11 protein-coding genes are annotated in these 15,997 nt (G+C 71.7%); 7 read left to right on the forward strand and 4 right to left on the reverse strand.

The window, feature by feature from the left end; all coding sequences use genetic code 11:
- Positions 1 to 19: 19 nt before the first annotated feature.
- The 3 genes from OUY22_RS06680 to OUY22_RS06690 form a co-directional block, all read right to left on the reverse strand.
- On the reverse strand, positions 20 to 151 hold the full coding sequence (locus OUY22_RS06680; protein ID WP_270153905.1) for a SapB/AmfS family lanthipeptide: 132 nt from the start codon (positions 149 to 151) through the stop codon (positions 20 to 22).
- Between the two features lie 4 nt (positions 152 to 155).
- Positions 156 to 2,819, reverse strand: a complete 2,664-nt coding sequence (gene lanKC, locus OUY22_RS06685; protein WP_270153939.1) for a class III lanthionine synthetase LanKC — start codon at positions 2,817 to 2,819, stop codon at positions 156 to 158.
- A 282-nt stretch (positions 2,820 to 3,101) separates the two neighbouring features.
- Entirely contained in the window at positions 3,102 to 4,181 is a 1,080-nt protein-coding gene (locus tag OUY22_RS06690) for a sensor histidine kinase (RefSeq protein WP_270153906.1), read from the reverse strand.
- An 846-nt stretch (positions 4,182 to 5,027) separates the two neighbouring features.
- On the opposite strand from OUY22_RS06690, the gene polX reads away from it, so the two are divergent.
- From polX to OUY22_RS06710, 4 genes are all read left to right on the forward strand, one after another.
- Positions 5,028 to 6,710 (forward strand): DNA polymerase/3'-5' exonuclease PolX, encoded by a 1,683-nt coding sequence (gene polX / locus OUY22_RS06695; RefSeq protein ID WP_270153907.1) that lies wholly within the window; start codon positions 5,028 to 5,030, stop codon positions 6,708 to 6,710.
- 267 nt (positions 6,711 to 6,977) lie between these two features.
- A complete protein-coding gene (locus tag OUY22_RS06700; RefSeq protein ID WP_270153908.1) occupies positions 6,978 to 8,246 on the forward strand; it encodes a sulfite oxidase in 1,269 nt (422 codons plus the stop codon).
- A 141-nt stretch (positions 8,247 to 8,387) separates the two neighbouring features.
- Positions 8,388 to 9,953 (forward strand): WS/DGAT/MGAT family O-acyltransferase, encoded by a 1,566-nt coding sequence (locus OUY22_RS06705; protein WP_270153910.1) that lies wholly within the window; start codon positions 8,388 to 8,390, stop codon positions 9,951 to 9,953.
- A 77-nt stretch (positions 9,954 to 10,030) separates the two neighbouring features.
- Complete coding sequence (locus OUY22_RS06710) at positions 10,031 to 10,960, forward strand: aldo/keto reductase (RefSeq protein WP_270153911.1); 930 nt, start codon at positions 10,031 to 10,033, stop codon at positions 10,958 to 10,960.
- 29 nt (positions 10,961 to 10,989) lie between these two features.
- On the opposite strand, the gene OUY22_RS06715 is transcribed toward OUY22_RS06710, so the two are convergent.
- On the reverse strand, positions 10,990 to 12,009 hold the full coding sequence (locus OUY22_RS06715) for a polyprenyl synthetase family protein (protein ID WP_270153912.1): 1,020 nt from the start codon (positions 12,007 to 12,009) through the stop codon (positions 10,990 to 10,992).
- Between the two features lie 125 nt (positions 12,010 to 12,134).
- On the opposite strand from OUY22_RS06715, the gene OUY22_RS06720 reads away from it, so the two are divergent.
- Genes OUY22_RS06720 through OUY22_RS06730 form a run of 3 tightly spaced genes read left to right on the forward strand, consistent with a single transcriptional unit; the run spans position 12,135 to position 15,909 of the window.
- The gene (locus OUY22_RS06720) at positions 12,135 to 13,493 is read left to right on the forward strand and encodes a cytochrome P450 (RefSeq protein ID WP_270153913.1); all 1,359 of its coding nucleotides are present in this window, start codon (positions 12,135 to 12,137) and stop codon (positions 13,491 to 13,493) included.
- The gene (locus tag OUY22_RS06725) at positions 13,490 to 14,374 is read left to right on the forward strand and encodes a terpene synthase family protein (protein ID WP_270153914.1); all 885 of its coding nucleotides are present in this window, start codon (positions 13,490 to 13,492) and stop codon (positions 14,372 to 14,374) included. Before OUY22_RS06720 ends, OUY22_RS06725 begins: the two co-directional genes overlap by 4 nt.
- Entirely contained in the window at positions 14,371 to 15,909 is a 1,539-nt protein-coding gene (locus OUY22_RS06730) for a prenyltransferase/squalene oxidase repeat-containing protein (protein ID WP_270153915.1), read from the forward strand. The genes OUY22_RS06725 and OUY22_RS06730 overlap by 4 nt, the downstream gene beginning before the upstream one ends.
- Positions 15,910 to 15,997 lie beyond the last annotated feature (88 nt).

The raw sequence follows: 15,997 nt of genomic DNA on the forward strand, positions 1-15,997 counted from the left end.
CGGGGATCGGTACTACGGATCAGTGGCAGAGCGCGACACTGAGGTTGCTGGGCTTGCCGGAGTTGCATCCGAGCACCGTGAGCGTGCTGCCGCCGCTCGCGACGTCGCTGCTGGCCGGGGTCTCGAGGCCCTGAAGGTCGAGGAGTACCATGGTCTTACACCTCCTTCTGAAGGTCGTAGGTGACAGGCCGCACTGCGGATGCGGCCTCGAGGAACGGCAGGTGTCCCGGCTCTTCGCCCAGAACCGTGTGCAGGGCGAACAGGACACCTGCCGAACCAGTCGAGAAATCCATGGAGAGCCGTAGCAGTTGGTCGCCCGGGAAGGCCAGGCCACCTCCGTACGGCAGTGCGTGCCAGCGCAGCCCCTTGACGTGGGCTTCCAGCACCTGAGCGGTGTCCGGCTCCGCCGGCACCCCGGCCAGCGCGGCGATGATGCCGGCGCGGCCGGTGAACAGGCCCGGCTGCACGAAGAACCCGGAGCGGGCCGCCTTGAGCAGGTCCGCGAGCGCGGCGGCGAGCGCCGGGTCGTCGCGGTGGGAAAGATAGCGGGCGAGCACCAGCGCGATGCCCGCAGAGCCCTCGTCCACGTACGGCAGCAGCCGCCAGCCCTGGTTCACCTGGAGCGAGCCGTCCTGGGCCTCCCGGCACCTGCGCAGGTCCTGCTGGAGCGCGGTCCGCGCCAGGTCGAGCAGCGACGGGTCGCCGGTGTGCTCGTACGCGTGCAGGAAGAGCAGGGCGGGGCCGCTGGAGCCGTACATGAGCCCGGCCCGCGGGTTGGTGCCGCCGCTGACCTCGGGAACGTCGTCGGGACCGCCGAGCCGGTCGGCGCAGATGTCGACCGCGCGCAGGCCGGCCTTGGTGAGCTCGGGCTCGCCGAGGTGCAGCAGGTTCAGCCCGATCCCGGCCAGTCCGGTGTGGAGCGCGGACTCCAGCCCTTCCCACTTCTCGCGCAGGCAGATGTCCACCACGTCCAGGGCGTCCTGCCGGTAGCCGAGCCGGTCCAGCACGTAGGCGATGCCGTGCAGTCCGTCGTACAGCCCGAGGCCCGATCCGGGGATCGGACGCCGTGCCCGCTCGCGCAGCCAGTCGTCGTACTCGGGGAAGCGTCCGGCGCCGGTGACCGCCAGCGCGTACAGGACGCCGGCCGCGCCGTGGGCGAGGTTCAGGCCGCCGCCGGGGCGGAACTGCGCCACGTCGCCGGGGAACAGCCGGTCGTCGCGATCCGATGTCGCCGCGGCCGTGATGGCGCGGCGGAGCGCGTCACGCAGGTCCGGCCAGGGCGCGGAGCCGGGCATGGGCGGGTCCTCCGCCCCTGTCTCCTCCGCCCTCGTCCGGCCGCTGTCTGTCCGGCCGCCGTCGGTCGAGGCGGGCTCGGAGGGGGCGGGCTCGGAGGGGGCGGGCCTGGACGGGGCGCTGCCCATGATGGTGGCGGCGGCCTTCCTGGCCATGTCGCCCGTGCCCGGGAAGGTCTCCGCGACCAGCTCGCCGAGCTGCGCGACCTTCTTGGGAGAGAGCGGGAGCATGATCGTGCACTGGGGCGCGAACAGGCCCAGCCGCAGGCACGCCATCGCGTACCTGTCGACGTCGGCCCCCTGCCGGTCGGGCGGCGCCACGAACGCCGGGTGAGCCAGCGCGGCCCGCGCCCCGTCGTCGGTCAGCGTGGCGACCTCGTAGTCGATGAGCACCACGCGCCCGTCCTCGGTCAGCAGGATGTTGTCCGGGTGCAGGTCGCCGAAGACGACGCCGCGCTCGTGCAGCGCCTCGATGGCCGCCTCCACCTGGTCGAGGGTGTCGAGCGCCCAGCGCGTGTAGGTGTCCAGGTCCTCGGCGTCGCAGGTCGCGCGGGTGAGCGGGTAGCGGTGCACCAGGCGCCGCTGCAGCGGGGTGCCGTCGACGAACTCCTGCACGAGGAAGTGGTGCTCGCCGACGGTGAAGTGGTCGCGCAGCTGGGGCGCCACGCCGAGGCCGGCCAGGCGCTCCAGGATGGCGCGCTCGTGCGCCAGCCGCGTCACCGCGTCCCTGCCGAGCGCGTCGAGGCCGGCGTGCGGCCTCGCCTCCTTCAGCACCACCTGGTCGCCGGTGTGCAGGTGCCGGGCGAGGTAGACGCCTCCGCCGTTGGAGAAGTGCAGCACCCGGTCGATCTCGTACGGCAGGTCGCTCATGGTGACGGCGTTGCGCGCGGCCAGGTGCGGCTTGAGGAACTCGGGCAGCGTCGTCCACGGCGGCACGGAGAAGATGGCGCCGCGCACGTCGGGGACGAGTGTTCCGTCGCCGTCCTCGACGGCCAGCACCCGCTCGCCGCCGGACAGGCAGTGCCGCTCCGCGAAACCGCCGTACCTGACGAACAGCGGGCCTTTTCCGTAGCGCAGGTCGCTGAGGATGTAGGGGCCCTGGACGTCGCGCAGCAGCTCGTCCAGTTCTTTCAGGACGAGTTCGAGCTGCGCCTCGTCCCTCGGATAGATCGTGATCAGTTTACCGCTGGAAGCGCGCGAGGCGGCCTTGGAATTCACCATGACCAGAACCGCGGGCCCCCGCAGGAACTTGAAGGGGATCATCCGGGGAATGCAGTAGTCATAAACTGCGGCAATCGCCTTCTCGGCGTCGTCGAGCCGGGCGGAAACGTGAATCTTCCATCCCTGCGCCGGCATCGGCGGCTCGTTGCCGGGAGCGTAGTAACACCAGGTCTCGGTGGTCTCGGATGACCAGCCGGCCGGCGCCGGGCGGTGCAGAATGGAGAAACCAGCATCGGCGGCCGTGCTGTGCTCAAGCGTGTCATAAAAATGACGATCCGCGAGGCAGTACAGCTCATACTGGTCCATCACGCGCCTTCCCGAAGAGGTCTACGCAAGAAGAATGGCGGCGCGCCGATATTTAGTCCAGATAACACGGGACACCACTACGGGGTGTCGAACACACTGCCCTATGTGCGTTTCGCACAAATGGTTTCGGTAGAACGGCAACAGTCATTTCCCGGCCGCGCCTGAAGGGCTCTGTGACCAGGGAGAAGGATCGGGGCGGCGCTCGTCACGCTCGCCTGCGGGCGCGGGTCGCGTCCGGCCGGCGGGGGCGTCGTCCCGGCCCCGCCGCGCCTCGGCGCGCCCTCAGTTGCTGCGCGGGATGCGGATCTGGAAGAGGAAGCTGCCGCCGCGTAAGGTCGTCGTCTCCAGCGCGCCGCCGAGCACCGCGATGCGTTCGGTCAGGTTGATCAGCCCCTGCCCGCCGTCCTTCGGGTAATAGGGCTGGAGGACTCCGTCGTTCCTGATCGACAGGCTCACGAGCCGGTCCTGTTCGAGCAGCTGGATCGCGCACTCGCGGGCGGTGGCGTGCCGCAGCACGTTGGTCACGCCCTCGCGCAGCGCGTGGGTGAGCGCCTCGCCCACCTCGCGTGACAGGTCGCGGCACGAGACCCGCATCTGGCAGCGGATCCCCACCGACTCCAGCAGGGCCCGCGCCGAGCTCAGCTCGTTCTCCAGCGAGGAGCGCTGCTCGCCGTGGGCGACGGCGCGCACGTCGGAGGCCAGGGCGCGCAGCAGCGCCAGCGTCTCGTCCAGTTCCTGTTCGGCCTTCTCGTCGTGCTCGTGCACGAGCCGCTGGACGAGTTGCGCCTTCAGGACCAGGACGGTGAGCCGATGGCCGACCAGGTCGTGCAGGTCCCTGGTGAAGCGGCGGCGTTCCTGGACCACCGCGCGATGGATCACGTCACTGCGCGTGGCCGACAGGCGGTGGGCCTGCCCGGCCAGGCTGACCAGGGTGAACTCCACCAGGCCGAGCAGCGGCGCGGTGACGGCCCAGCCGACGTCGCTCAGCGCCCCTGAGGGGGTCGCGAGGAACACCGGCCCGCAGACCAGGGACAGGAGAGCCAGGGCGAACGACCGCATCTGGTGGGCCGCCAGCAGCAGGGCCCCGGACAGCAGCGCCGACACCGGGATCCAGGTCGCTCCGACGAACGTCCACGGCAGGTAGGTCAGCCACGCCTGGATCGCGATCAGCCACCATCCGACGCCCTTGCGGGTGAGGATGCCCAGCACGAACCGGGCGTGCACCGCAAGGAGAACGAGCAGGACCGCCGAGCCCTCAAGGAGGTATCCGGTGTCCGCCAGCCCCCGGTGAACCGGCACCGTCAACGCCGGCACCCCGGCCATCAGGCCGAGGGTGCCCAGCATGAGCGGCGAGGAAGGCACCGTGGCCAGGGAACGCGATCGGCGCGCGAACCAGCTATCTGTTCCGTCCACCCGTCCCCCCGCAATTGCCTCGGTCATACCGGACGCGTCCCATCGCGAAAGCCTAATGCCCGACTCACCCTTCCAATCGACCCGATCGTTCTGCCCCTGTAAAGCACGTGACGGACATTCGACACGGCCCCGTTACCGTGATCAGAACATTTCAGGACATATAGATACCTGCCAGGGCTACATGGGATTGGGTGAAAGTTCCTCGCGTCTGTCTCGAATGGCAGGCGATCGGACCAAGTGTCACCCCAGGGCGGCCGCGGTGCCCGGCCACCGCGACACGGACGGACCCGCCGCACGGCCTGCTCGCGGGCGAGGAGATGTTCCGCCGTCGCCGCGGGAGCGCGTGTCCTGCCCGGTCTCTCCGTCCGTCAGGCCGCACGCCGCCGGCCGTGGTGGCCGCCGGCGGCATGGCGTTCGGGACCGGGAGCGGCCTTTCTCGCCGACGTGCGCCGGCCTTCCTTCTCATTCTTCGTACGGCCTCATGACGCGCCTGCGCCCGGCATGGACACCGGGTCCGCGCGAAGCCGCCGACCGATAACACGGTATTCGGTGGGCCTATTTCATGAGCTGGGACTTCTCACGCAATAGTCACCCTAATGCCAGAACTTATCCACATATGTGACAGCGTCGCCCAGCATGTCGCAGCTCTTTCGTGAAAGCCCTTAAGCATCCGCATACCGGAATAACGGCCCGCCGAATAAGCCGGTCGCCTATGCGCACGAACGGCCGGTGCCGCCGGGAGCGAGGCGGCCGGTGTGGCCGGGAAGTGTCGGTGCCGCCTTCTAAGCTGTGCGCATGGCACGGGCAAACGAGGAGGCGGCCGCCGCCCTCCAGGAGTACGCGGAGCTGTTCGCGCTGACCGGCGGCGACGCCTTCCGGGTGCGGAGCTACCAGAAGGCCGCCAAGGCGATCGCGGGCTTCCCCGAGGACATCGCCACGGTCGAGGTGCGCAGCGTGCCCGGGGTGGGCGAGGCGATCGCGAAGAAGATGGAGGAGTTCCTGCGGCGCGGGAGCTTCCGCCAGCTCGACGACCTGCGCGGCCGGGTGCCGGAGGGGGTGCGGCGGCTGACCCGGGTGCCGACGCTGGGCCCGAAGACGGCGATCATGCTCTACGAGGAGTTCGGCATCGACTCGCCCGACGCCCTCGGCGAGGCGATCACCGCCGGCCGCCTCGACGGGGTCAAGGGGCTCGGCCCGAAGACGCTGGCCAACCTGCAGAAGGGCATCGAGCAGCTGGAGCAGTCCGGCCGCCGGGTCCACATCGGCGTCGCCATGGCCCTGGCCGAGCAGGTGATGGCCTCCCTGGAGGCCGAGCGCATCGCGTACGCGGGGTCGCTGCGCCGGATGCGCGACACGATCGGCGACATCGACATCCTGGCCGTGGCGCCCGAGTCGATCATGTCGGAGTTCCGCGCCCAGCCGTACGTCGCCGAGGTGATCGCCGCGGGCGAGAAGAAGACGTCCGTCCGCACCACCTCGGGCATGCAGGTCGACCTGCGCGTGGTGCCCGCGGAGTCGTGGGGCGCGGCGATGCAGTACTTCACCGGCTCCAAGGAGCACAACGTCGCCATCCGGGAGATGGCGGTCAAGAAGGGCTGGAAGCTCTCCGAGTACGGCCTGTTCGAGGGCGAGCGCGTGATCGCCACGGAGTCCGAGGAGGAGATCTACGCGGCGCTCGGCATGCAGTACGTACCGCCGCCGATGCGCGAGGACGGCGGCGAGGTGAAGGCGGCGCTGGCCGGCGAGCTGCCCGTCCTGGTGGAGCTGTCCGACCTGCGCGGCGACCTCCACACCCACACCGATCTCACCGACGGCATCGCCTCGCTGGAGGACATGGTGGCGGCGGGCGCCGCCCTGGGCTACTCCTACTACGCGGTCACCGACCACGCGCCCGACCTGGCGATGCAGCGGATGACCCTCGACAAGGCGCTGGAGCAGCGCGGGCGGGTGGCCGAGCTGCAGAAGCGCCACCCCGGCATGCGGCTGCTGCACGGCACCGAGCTCAACATCGCCCCCGACGGCTCGGTCGACTGGCCGGGCGAGGTCCTCCGGGGCTTCGACGTGTGCGTGGCCTCGGTCCACTCCCACTTCACGATGAGCCGCGACGAGATGACCCGCCGCTTCATCGCCGCCTGCGAGAACCCGTACGTCGACATCATCGGCCACCCGACCACCCGCAAGATCGGCAAGCGCGGCATGGTCGACGCCGACTGGGACGCCGTCTTCCGCGCCGCGGCCCGCACGGGCACCGCGATGGAGATCGACTCCTACCCCGACCGCTCCGACCTGCCGTCCGACCTGGTCCGGCTGGCCAAGCACCACGGGGTCAAGTTCTCGATCGACAGCGACTCCCACGCGATCCCCCACCTGGCGCACCAGCGGTTCGGCGTCGGCATCGCGCAGCGGGCGTGGCTGACGAGCGACGACGTCATCAACACCTGGCCGCTGGACCGGCTGCTGACGTTCCTGGGACGCTGACCTCGGCCCGCCCTCGGGCCGGTCAGCTTCCGGGTAAAGGGCGGCGCGCCTGCGTGACATCCGGCGGCCGGGTGCGGTGACGGGAGCCTTTTCCGTCATGGTTTTCGGGGGGCCTTGTCGTGATGCTGCAGAAATCGGATTATCTACCGGTCTAGAACCGTTCACCTGCCGGTGATCGGGGTATGTCCCGGTGGTATCCGGCTGGAACGATCCACCTGCCGGCTCCCCTCATACGCCTGTAGTGACATATCCGGGAGGTGAAGGCGGTTGAGGGGGACCTTGGGCGCGATCGTCAAACCGCTGCCCGCCCACCTGTTCATCCGGCATGCCGCCGACGCCGAGCACGGCTGGGACAGCGGCGATCCTCCGGCGGGCGCGTTCGGCCCGGACGCCGGAGCGGAGTTCCTCCCGGACGACACCTCAGGGCACGCGGCGGACGCGGCCCGGGCCGGAGCCGGGCACATGACGGGTGACGCGGCGTCGGCCGACGACGCCGGGCACGCGATGGATGACGTGGCCGGGGGCGCCGCCGGCGAGGGGACGCTCGGGAGCGGGAACGCCGAGATGCGCTGGGAGAGCATGGCCGGGCAGGGCTACCACACGCCCACCGACCGGTTCTTCGTGCGCCACCACACCTTCACGCCACTGATCGACGCGGCGACGTGGCGGCTGCGGGTGGAGGGCCACGGGGTGCGGCGGCGGGCCGAGTTCGGCTACGACGAACTGCTCGCCATGCCGGCCCGCACCGTCGACGCCGCCATCGAGTGCGCGGGCAACGGCCGGCGCTTCTACGCGACCCAGCAGGGCATGGCCGCCCCCGGGACGCAGTGGGGGCTCGGCGCCATCGGGGTGGCCCGGTGGCGCGGCGTGCCGCTGAGCGAGGTGCTGCGCGAGGCGGGGGTGCGCGACGAGGCGGTGGACGTGGTGGCGGCGGGCCTGGACGCACCCTTCGAACGGTACGGGCGGGTACGCCGCCCGCTGCCCGTGTGGAAAGCCATGGACGACGTGCTGGTGGCCTACGAGATGAATGGTGAGCCGCTTTTGCCGGACCATGGTTTTCCGGCCCGGCTGGTGGTTCCCGGCTGGGCCGGAATCGCGTCGATCAAATGGCTCGGCGAAATCGAGGTCTGCACGACCGCCGCATTCACGCCGTGGAACACCGTCTTTTATCGCGGCGTGATCCGGCAGCCGGTGAAGAGCGCTTTCGAACTCGCCTGGGACGCCCGGCTGCCCGTCGGCGAGCCGGTGGTGCTGCGCGGGCGGTCATGGTCGGGCCGGGGGCGGATCGTCCGGGTGCAGGTCAGCTTCGACGGCGGTTGGAGCTGGCACGACGCCGATCATCGGGGGCAGCACCTGGTCGGGGCGTGGTTGCCGTGGCATGTGACGTGGGTGCCCGAGCACCGCGGGCCGCAGGTGCTCATGGCCCGCGCGACCGACGAGTCGGGCATCACGCAGCCGCTCGTCACCGCCTGGCATCCGGCCGGCTATCACTTCGACGCGGTCGTGCACCATCCCATTCACGGGGTGCGTGGTTAGAGAAATGTCACGCGTCTCGACTGAGCCGGGTAATCGCGCACGGCCCGCGCAGGCCGTGAAATTCATCTGGAAGACTCGCGCAGAAACGTCAGGGAAATGCCTTCGTGCCATGCTGACCACGTCCCAGGGAAGGGAGAGCAGATGCGCCAGCTGACCGCGCTCGACGCGCAGTTCCTCAACGTCGAGTCCGCGACCACCGCCGCGCACGTGGCGGGCCTGGCGATCCTCGACGCCAGCGACGGCCGTCTGGACCGTCAGGCGCTCGCCGAGCTCCTCATGGAGCGCCTGCATCTGGCGCCCGCGTTCACGCTGCGGCTGGTGGAGGTGCCGCTGGGCCTCGACCGCCCGTACTGGGCCGGCGACCCGGAGTTCGACATCGACAACCACCTGTTCGAGCTGACGCTGCCCGCGCCCGGCGGCGAGCGGCAGCTGGCGGAGGCGGTGGCGAAGATCCACGCCCGCCGGCTGGACCGGTCGCGCCCGCTGTGGGAGATGCATCTGATCCACGGGCTGGCCGGCGGGAAGGCCGGCGTCTACACGAAGGTCCACCACGCGGCGATCGACGGCGTCTCGGGCGCGGAGACGCTCGCCGCCCTTCTCGACCTGGCTCCCGGGGCCGGTCCTCGCGCCGTCGCGTGCAAGACCCAACCGGCCGCCGGGCCGGTCCAGGGCGACGGGGTGGTGCGGGAGCTGCCCACCGCCAAGGGAGGGACCGGCGTCGCGAAGACCCGCAAGGCGCGGGAGGCACGGGAGGTTCCAGGGCTGTTCGACATGCTGACGGGGGCGGCCGTCGCCGGGGTGACGCACCCCGCGCGGGCGCTGCGGTCCATCGTGCGGGCGGCCGGGGACCTGGACGCCATCCCGCTGGCGGCGAACGTGCCGGGATCGCGGCTGATCGCCAGGGCCGCCCGGATGGCGGTGGGCGACGCGCGCGAGCGGCCGCCGCTGCCCGGCCTGGCGGCGCCGCGCACCCCGTTCAACGGGCCGATCAGCCCGCGGCGTCACCTGGCGTTCGGGTCGGTGTCCTGGAAGGACGTCAAGAACGTCGCCAGGGCCAACGGCATGAGCGGCAACGACGTGGTCATGGCGCTGTGCACGACCGCGCTGCGGTCCTGGCTGATGGAGCGCGACGCGCTGCCCGACGAACCGCTGATCGCCGCCGTGCCCGTGGCGCTGCGCCCGGCCCGCGCGCAGGAGCGCGTCGGCAACCAGATCTCCGCCATGGTCGCCCCCCTGCCGACGGACACGGCCGATCCTCAGGAGCGGCTGCGGCTGGTCGGCAAGACGATGAACGCCGCCAAGCGCCGCTTCGCGCTGGCCCCCGCGAGCTGGCTGGGCGAGCTGTGCGCGCTGCTTCCCGCCCCGGTCACCGGTCTCGTCACGCCGGCGATCTTCCGGCTGGCCTCGGTGGCCTGCCCGCCGGTCAACCTGATCATCAGCAACGTGCCGGGCCCGCAGTTCCCGCTCTACCTGTGCGGGAGCCGGGTGCTGTCCTACTACCCGATGTCGGTGCTCAGCGACGCGACCGGCGGGGTGAACATCACCTGTTTCTCCTACGACGGCATGCTCGACTTCGGCGTCGTCGCCTGCCCGGAGCGGATGGACGACGTGTGGGGTCTGCTCGACCACCTGCGGCGGGCGCTGGACGAGCTGGTGGACAAGCCGGACGAGTACCGGGAGGCGGCGGCGGAGGTCCTGCCGGGCTGAGCGCCGCCGCCACGGGCGCGGAGCTGTCGCGGTGGTGCCTCCTGAGGCGGTGGTGACGGCGTACGGATAATGGCCTGATGAGATCGATAGGAACCACAGATCTGTCCGTCCACCCCCTCGCGCTGGGCACGAACGTGTTCGGCTGGACCGCCGACAAGGAAGCGTCCTTCGCGGTGCTCGACGCCTACGTCGAGGCGGGCGGCAACTTCATCGACACCGCCGACGTCTATCCGTACTGGGCCACGGGCGAGTCCTCCTCCGAGTTGATCATCGGCGAGTGGATGGAGAGCCGGGGCAACCGCGACCGCCTCGTGCTGGCCACCAAGGTCGGCATGCTGGAAGGGCTCAAAGGGCTGGCCCCGCAGACGATCAGGACGGCGGTGGAGGCGTCGCTGCGCCGGTTGCGCACCGACCGCGTCGATCTCTACTGGGCGCACGTCGACGACCGCGACACGCCGCTGGAGGAGACGCTGGGCACGTTCGGCGAGCTGATCGGCGAGGGGAAGGTGCGCCACATCGGCGCGTCCAACCACGGCCCCGCCCGGCTGGCCGAGGCGCTGAGGGTGTCCGACGAGAACGGGCTGCCCCGGTACGTGGCGCTGCAGCAGCCGTACAACCTGGTCGAGCGGGCGTACGAGGGAGAGCTGCGGGACGTGGTCGCCAGGGAGGGGCTGTCGAGCACTCCCTACTGGGGGCTGGCGCGGGGGTTCCTGACCGGGAAGTACGCGGGCGGGGCGGCGGTCGACAGCCCGCGCGCGGGGTCGGCCGCCCACTACCTGAAGACGGAGCACGGGCGCAGGGCGTCGGAGGCGCTGGCCAAGGTGGCGGCCGCGCGGCAGGCGGAGCAGGCGACGGTGGCGCTGGCGTGGCTGGCCGCACAGCCGACGGTGGCCGCGCCGATCGCCAGCGCGCGCAACGTGGAGCAGTTGGGGCCGCTGCTGGCCGCGGCCGAGCTGGAGCTGACTCCGGAGGAGCTGCGCGTGCTCGACGAGGCGTCCCGGCCGTAACCGCGGGCGCGTCAGTGGATGCCGGCGCGTCAGTGGATGCGGTCGATCAGGGAGCCGCAGAGGGCGCGCAGGTCGGCGGCGTCCGGCAGGCAGGCGTCCATGGTGTCCAGCGCGGACGAGAGGTAGTGGTCCGCCAGAGCCTCCGCTTCGGCGCGTCCGCCGGCCTCCTCGACGAGGCGGGCGGCATGCCTGACCGCCTCGTCGTCCGCGGCGCCCGCGGCGAGGAGTGCGGCGAGGTCGCGGGCGGCGGCGCCGTCGGTGGCGAGGGCGGCGAGCACCGGATAGGTCTTCTTGCCGCGCCGCAGGTCGCTGTCGGCGGGTTTGCCGGTGACGGTGGGGTCGCCCCAGATGCCGAGGATGTCGTCGGCGAGCTGGAAGGCGACGCCGAGCTCACGGCCCATCCGCCACATACGCGGGGCCAGCTCCGCCCCGCCGCCGAGGACGACGCCGGTGGCCGCGGCGGCGCCGAGCAGGCCGCCGGTCTTGCCCAGGGTCATCTCGGTGTACTCGTCGACGGTCACGGCGCCGGGGCCGCGCCACGGCCGGTCCTCGAAGGCCATGTCGGCGGTCTGGCCCTGGACGAGTTCCATGAGGGCCGACGACAGGTAGGGCATGGCCTCGGCGGAGCCGGCGAGCTGGGCGACGGCGAGCGCCAGGAGCGCGTCGCCGGCCAGCAGCGCGGGGCCGGTGCCGTACGCCTTCCACAGGGCCGGGCGGTGCCTGCGCCGCTCGTCGAGGTCGATGATGTCGTCGTGGACGAGGGAGAAGGCGTGCACCAGCTCGACCGCGACGGCCGCCGGCACCGCCGACGCGGCGTCCGCGCCCGCGGCCTCGGCGCAGAGCAGGGCGATGGCCGGCCGCACGCTCTTGCCCACGTTGCCCTCGTACGGCCGTCCGTGGGCGTCGGCCCAGCCGAGGGTGAACGACGCCATCCTGGCGCTCCACGGGTGCAGGGCCGACACCGCCTCGCGCAGGGCGGGCTCGAAGAGACGCCGGCAACGAACGATCACCTCATCGGCCGGTGGGATGTCCCACTCAGCGGCATCCACGGCTCACCTCCCACTCGATCTTGAATCTACAGGCAAGATCATGTGATACTCCATCCTAGATTTGGCTTTTGTGGGCAAATGTCCCCTCTGCTGGGGCAGCGTGATGCGGGCTTGGAGGCACGACCGTGGCGACCAGCGCCTCCCCCATCCGGACCCTTCCGTTCCTCAGCAGGCTCACCAAGCACCACCGGATCCCCGTCCACGCCCTGGAGGAGGCCTCCGAACAGGCGGGAGGCGAGCTCGTCCGGCTCAACATGGGTCCGTTCCGCCCGTACCTGGTGACCCATCCCGACCACGTCCAGCACGTGCTGGTCCAGAACCAGTCCAACTTCGTCCGCGAGGGCATGTTCTGGGAGCCCCTCGCGCCGCTGCTCGGCGAGGGCATCCTGTCGGACGGCGCGACGTGGGCCGAGAGCCGGCGGATCCTGCAGCCGCTCTTCACGGCCCGGTACGTCAACGCGCTGGCCGAGCAGATGGGGGTGATCATCAACGAGCTGATCGACGAGACGATCACCCCGGGCCGGCCGTTCGACATCTCTCGGGGCATCTCGGCCATCGTGCACCCGACGATCGTCCGGCTGTTCTTCGGCTCGAAGATCTCCGTGGCGGACATCGCCCGGCTGGTGCCGGCCTACGACGTCGCGGTCACCGCCAAGGCCATGCGGCTGGTGATGCCGTTCGTGCCGGAGGGTGTGCCGATGCCGGGCGACAGGGCGTTCCGGCGCGCGATCAAGGCCATCGACGCGGTCGTGTACCCCCGGATCCGGGAGGCCAGGGAGCGCGCGCGGCAGGGCCTGGACCAGGACAGCGTGGACGTCGTCGCGCGCCTGGTCAAGGCACGCGAGGACGTCCCGGGCGAGGAGGGCGAGCGCCGGATCAGGGACGACCTGGTGGCCATGCACGGCGCCTCCACCGAGACCTCCGCCACGGCGCTGACCTGGGTGTGGCCGATCCTCGACGCCCACCCGGGGGTCGCCGCCAAGGTGTACGAGGAGATCGACCGGGTGGTGGGCGCCGACCCGGTGAGCACCGAGCACCTGCCGCACCTGCCGTACCTGAAGATGTTCGTCAGCGAGCTGCTGCGCTGCTACCCGCCGGGCTGGATCCTGCCGCGCAAGGCCGTGGCGCCGGACGTGATCGGCGGGGTCGAGATCGAGGCCGGGTCCACCGTGCTGCTCAGCCCGTACCTGACCCACCGGCTGACGGAGTTCTGGGACGCGCCGTCGGTGTTCGACCCGGAGAGGTTCGCGCCGGGGCGGGAGTCGGGGCGGCACCGGTACGCCTACTGGCCGTTCGGCGCGGGCCCGCACGTCTGCCTGGGGCAGCACCTGTTCATGATGGAGGCGCCGCTGCTGATCGCCGGCATCCTCCGCAAGTACCGGCCGGTGGTGCACATCGACCGTCCGGTGACCCCGCGCCTGGCCTCCTCGCTGCGCCCGCCGCCCGGCCTGACCATGACCCTCGTCCCGGCAGGGCGCTCGTGAACGATGCCGGCGCGCTGGCCGCCGCCGGGCGGACGTGCGCGCTCGCGGTGAGCGCCGGGCGGGACCTGGAGCGGTGGGCGGCGGGGTACGAGGGCCTGTTCCCGCGTGAGTCGTTCGACTCCGGCCTCTACGGGTCGCTGGCGCTGGCCGGCGCGTTCGGCTCGCCGTGGGCGGAGCCGGCCGCGCTGCGCGGGGTCAACCGGGCGTCGCTGCTGGTGTTCGCGGTGGACCGGCTGTTCGACGAGGAGGCGGCCACCCACGACGCCGTGACGGCGCTGCGCGCGACCTGTGCGGCGGCCGGGGCCGGGCTCGCGGCCGGGTCCGCGGTCCCGTCCCACGCGCTCGCCGCCCGCTGCCTGTCCGACCTGCGCGCCGAGCTGGCCGCCGCGCCCGCGTTCGCCGCGCTGGAGGCGGACTGGCGGGACCGGCTGGAGCTCATGCTCGGGGCGATGGCCCGCGAGTGGGAGTGGAGCCGGGGCCGGGACAGGCCCGGCCTGGAGGAGTACCTGGCCAACGCCGGCAGCAGCGGCGCCCTGTTCATCGCCGTCTCCCACTGGATCTACACCGGCGCGGTCACCGCCCCCGGCGACCTGGCACGGCTGCGGGCCGCCGGCGAGACGACCCAGCGCTACCTGCGGCTGCTCAACGACCTGGCCACGCACCGCAGGGAGTCGGCGTCCGGCGACGTCAACGCCCTCACCCTGGGCCTGACGGCGGACGAGGTGAACGCGCGCGCGGCCGAGCTGTCGCGCGAGGCCGCCGCGCTGATAGAGCCGCTGCGCGACGACCTCCCGCGGGCCGCCGAGTACCTCTGGTGGCAGCTCCACTACAGCGCGGGCTTCTACGGGCTGTCCGATTTCTGGGCTTCGAGGCAATCATGACCACTGACATCGCCCGCCGCGCCGCCGACCTCGTCACCGGCCTCATGACCATGCCGTGGGGCCAGGTGTCCCCTTCGGTGTACGAGACGGGACGGCTGGTCACGCTGGCCCCCTGGCTCGCCGGTCATCGGGAGCGGATCGCGTTCCTGCTGGCCGAGCAGAGCGCGGACGGCTCCTGGGGTCAGCCGGGCGGGTATCGGCTCGTACCGACGCTGAGCGCCACGGAGGCGCTGATGAGCGCGGCGTGGGACGCCGGCGACGAGGTGCTGCGGGCCGCGAAGGCGGGGCTGGAGGCGTCGCGGCGCATGCTCGCCGAGCGGCCCGAGCTGCCGGACACCCCGGCCATCGACCTCATCGTGCCCTCGCTGGTGGCGCTCATCGACGCGCACGGCATGGGCGAGCCGCTGGAGTGTCCGCCCGGGCTGGACGGCTCGCGGCTGGGGCTGCTCAGGCGGCTGCTGGAGTCGGGCGGCAACCCGCCGCAGAAGGTGCTGCACGTGCTGGAGGCCGTGCTCCCCCCGCGGACGGCGCTCCCCCCGCGGACGGCACTCCCCCCGCAGACGGCGCCGGACGAGTGGGCGGACGCGGTGCGGCCGACGCCGATCGGCACGGTCGGCGCGTCGCCGGCGGCCACGGCCGCGTGGCTCGGCCGCTCCGCGCCGCCCGACCCGGCGGATCCGGCCCGGCATCACCTGGAGGCGGTGGTCAAGCGGTTCGGCGGGCCGGTGCCGGTCGGCCTGCCGATCACGGTCTTCGAGCGCGGCTGGGTGCTGAGCTGGCTGGCCAGGGCGGGCGTCCCTGTCGAGGCGCCGCCGGAGATGATCGCCGACCTGCGAGCGGCGATCACCCCGGAGGGCACGCCGGCCGGGGCCGGGCTGCCGGCCGACGCGGACACCACCAGCGTCGTCCTCTACGCGCTGGCCATGCTGGAGGCGCCCTGCGACCCGGCCCCGCTGCTGCGGTTCGACGCGGGCACGCACTTCTGCACCTGGCAGGGCGAGGACGGCTTCTCGCCCAGCGTCAACGCCCACGTGCTGGACGCGTTCGGCCAGTACGTGCGCGTCAGGCCGGCCGCGGCCGAGCGGTACGGGCCGGTGATGGCCCGGGTGGCCGGGTGGCTGACCGGATGTCAGCGGCCCGACGGGAGCTGGGACGACCGGTGGCACGCCTCCCCCTACTACGCGACGCTGGCCTGCGCGCTGGCGCTGGGCGAGTTCGGCGGGCCGGCGTACGCCGGCGCGGTGCGGCGGGCCCGGGAGTGGGTCCTGGCCACGCAGCGCGACGACGGGTCGTGGGGGCGGTGGGCGGGCATGCCGGAGGAGACCGCCTACGCCGTGCAGACGCTGTTGCTGACAGGACCGGAGCCGGACGAGGCCGCTAAGCGGGCAGCAGGGCGCGGATACGACCATCTTCTCCAGATGGTTGATTTACCGCACTTCCCGCCAATGTGGCATGACAAGGACCTTTACTCACCGACAGCCATTGTGCGAGCCGCGGTGCTGGCCGCCCTGCATGTGGCGAAGATGCACGTGTAACACTAAATTAATCGGATAAATCGGACATAGGCCCTCAATCGTGCCGATTTGCGTTGAGGGAGTACTACCGCATTGCTAGGGTGACCCG

This window comes from Nonomuraea corallina, assembly GCF_027620315.1.
Classification (GTDB): Bacteria; Actinomycetota; Actinomycetes; order Streptosporangiales; family Streptosporangiaceae; genus Nonomuraea; species Nonomuraea corallina.